This window comes from Allosphingosinicella sp. (genome assembly GCF_036387215.1).
Lineage (GTDB): Bacteria > Pseudomonadota > Alphaproteobacteria > Sphingomonadales > Sphingomonadaceae > Allosphingosinicella.
Map to the genome: position 1 here is coordinate 1 of NZ_DASVUE010000172.1, position 2882 is coordinate 2882.

Genomic DNA, 2882 nt, shown 5'->3' on the forward strand with positions numbered 1-2882 from the left:
GCGCGGGTGAAATCGGCCCCACCTTCTTCGAAGCGACCACCGCCGCGGCCTTCCTCGCCTTCGCCAGAACCCCCGCCGACGCCTGCATCGTCGAGGTGGGGCTCGGCGGCAGGCTCGATGCGACCAACGTCGTTCCGGAGCCTGCGGCCTGCGGCATCGCCCAGCTCGGGCTCGACCATCAGGCATTCCTCGGCGACACGCTCGAAGGGATCGCCGCCGAAAAGGCGGGCATCGCCAAGCGCGGCGTCCCGCTAGTCAGCCAACAATATCCCGACGCCGTCGCCAGCCGCATCGGCGAGGCAGCCGCGGCTGCTGGAGCGGTGTGGCTGCCGCGCGGCGGGGAATGGGACGCGGCCGTCTACCGGCAGCAGCTCCATTATCGCGACGGCAAGGGCAAGCTCGACCTCCCCCTTCCCCGCCTCCACGGTGCGCACCAAGCGATGAATGCGGGCCTCGCCATCGCCATGCTCCGCCACCAGAGCCGGGTACCGGTGCGGGATCCGGCGCTCAGGGCCGCAATGGGATGGGCGGACTGGCCGGCCCGCCTCCAGCGGCTCGGGCCGGGCCCGCTCCAGGCGTTGCTTCCGCCGGACTCGGAGCTCTGGCTCGACGGCGGCCACAACCCGGCCGCGGCCCGCGCCATCGCCGATTTCTTCCGCGCTTACGTAGCTGCGGGCCGGCCGTTCCACATCGTCTTCGGCCTTCTCGAGAACAAGGACGCGGCGGGCGTACTGAAGCCGTTCCGCAACCGTGCGATCACGCTCCATGCCATCCCTGTCGAAGGCCACGCGCACCATAGCCCGCCGCAGCTTGCCGCCTCGGCGCGGGAGGCGGGCCTGAACGCCCTCCCCTCGAGCGATGTCGAAAGCGCGCTCGGCTGGATCGGCCGCCATGCCGACCGCACGGCGCCGCCGATCGTGCTGATACTCGGCTCGCTCTACCTCGCCGGCGAAGTGCTGAAGAAGAACGGCCAGCCGCCGTCTTAGGCGACCGCCTCCCTAGCGCGTGCCGGGCTGCGGCTCTCCGGCGCCGGCAAACGTATCGTCATCCTCGCTCTTTGGCTGCCGCACCGTATCGACCACGAATCCTCGCCGCCACATCAGCCACAGGAGCAAGAGCCCCGGCAGCGCGACGACCATCGTCATCAGCCAGAAGCCTGGCCAGCCGAGGCGCTCGGCCGCAAGCCCTGCCGGCGTCGAAAGCCACGTCCGGCCGACCGCCGCGAAGGAGGACAGCAAGGCGAACTGGGTGGCGGTGTAGGCGAGGTTCGACAGGCCCGAGAGATAGGTCACGAACACCGTCAGGCCCATCCCGCTCGTCACCTGCTCGGTCACGACCGCAATCGTGAGCCACAGGTTCGAGTGGCCCTGCATCGCCAGGATCGCGAACATGAGGTTGCTGACCATCATCAGCACCCCCGAGGCGAACAAGGCACGGCCCATCCCGAGCCACGCCATGAACGGCGGAGCGAGCGCGACGCCGACGATCAGGCCCCAGAAGCCGACACCCTTGTTGATCACGATGAATTCCGTGTCGCTGAATCCCAGCTCGACGATCATCGGATTGAGCATGATCTGCCCCATCGCGTCGCCGAGCTTGTAGATCAGAACGAACAGCAGGATGAGCACGGCGCCGCGGCGACGAAGGAATTCCCGGAACGGGCCCACGACCGTCGTCTGCAGCCACTTGCCAACGCTTTCCACCGGCTCCTTCTCCAGCACCCGGTCGTGCAGTCCACGGCCGGCCCACAGGGCGGCCAGAGCGCCGGGCAGGACGCAGAAGGCGGTGAACCCGTAAGCAGCGGCCCAGCCAAGGTTCAGCCCCTCGGGAGACGCCATGGCGATCGTCCCGACGCCGGCGAAGAATGCACCCAGCCGATAGCCGAACTGGTTGTTCGCGGTGCCGTGCGGAAGTTCTTCGTCGGACAGGATCTCGATCCGGTAGGCGTCGGTGACGATATCCTGGGTCGCGCCGAGGAAGGCGGTGACGATCGCCCAGAAGGCGAAGGCGCCGAGATGATGGGCGGGATCGCTCGCCCCCAACATCCACACGGACGCGAAAAGCAGCGCCTGAACGAAGAACAGCCAGGCGCGCCGCTGGCCGAACAATCGGGTGAGGATCGGCAGGTTGATGCGGTCGATGAAGGGGGCCCAGAGGAATTTCAAAGTGTAGGGAGTGGTGAGGCCGACCGCGAAGCCGATGGTCTTCTTCTCGATCCCCACCTTCGTCAGCCAGAAGGTCATCGTGCCGAGGAGTAGGGCCAGCGGGAAGCCGCTCGATACGCCCAGCAGGAGCGCTGCGATCGGCCTCGGCCGGAAATAGGGCGCCATGGTGGCGACGAACCCGGTGCGGGGGGAGGAAGCGGTGCCTGCTGTGTCGTTCATTCGCTCTTTGTAACGCGAACCGCGACGCCCGCCAGCCTCTTTGCAAGGCCTCCGATCGGCTTCAGGCCTGTTCGTACAGGCTGAGCCCGGCGGGCAGCTTCTTCACCTTCCGGCCCTGGAGCTTGCTGTCGAGCGCATCGAGAGCCGCCTTCATCATCTTGCCCGTATAGGGCTTGGCAAGGCAGCCGATGCCGAGCGCATGCGCCTCCAGCGGACAATTGCCGGTGACGAACAGCACCGGGATGTTCTTCGCCGCGGCCGCACGCGCAACGTCCATGCCGTCGCCGTCGCCGCTCAGCGAAACGTCGGTGAGGACGAGGTCGAGCTCCTGCTCCTGGATGACCCGGGCCGCATCGGCGAGATTGTCGACCGTCGCCACCACCTCGTAGCCGGCGTCCGTCAGCATATGCTCGTTGTCGAACGCGACCAGCGGCTCGTCCTCGACGATCGCGATGCGGCGGATTGTTCTTTGACGCTTACCGAACAGCATTTACTAGG

3 protein-coding genes are annotated in these 2882 nt (G+C 67.3%); 1 reads left to right on the plus strand and 2 read right to left on the minus strand.

The genetic code is table 11. The features are described 5' to 3' along the window. The coding region (locus VF662_RS07065; protein ID WP_464139299.1) for a bifunctional folylpolyglutamate synthase/dihydrofolate synthase at nucleotides 1-986 on the plus strand (986 nt) is incomplete at its 5' end. A gap of 12 nt (nucleotides 987-998) precedes the next feature. On the opposite strand, the gene VF662_RS07070 is transcribed toward VF662_RS07065, so the two are convergent. Both VF662_RS07070 and VF662_RS07075 read right to left on the minus strand, forming a co-directional pair. Further along, nucleotides 999-2384 (minus strand): AmpG family muropeptide MFS transporter, encoded by a 1386-nt coding sequence (locus VF662_RS07070; protein ID WP_464139301.1) that lies wholly within the window; start codon nucleotides 2382-2384, stop codon nucleotides 999-1001. 61 nt (nucleotides 2385-2445) lie between these two features. After that, nucleotides 2446-2874 (minus strand): response regulator, encoded by a 429-nt coding sequence (locus VF662_RS07075; RefSeq protein ID WP_464139303.1) that lies wholly within the window; start codon nucleotides 2872-2874, stop codon nucleotides 2446-2448. Nucleotides 2875-2882: the final 8 nt, after the last annotated feature.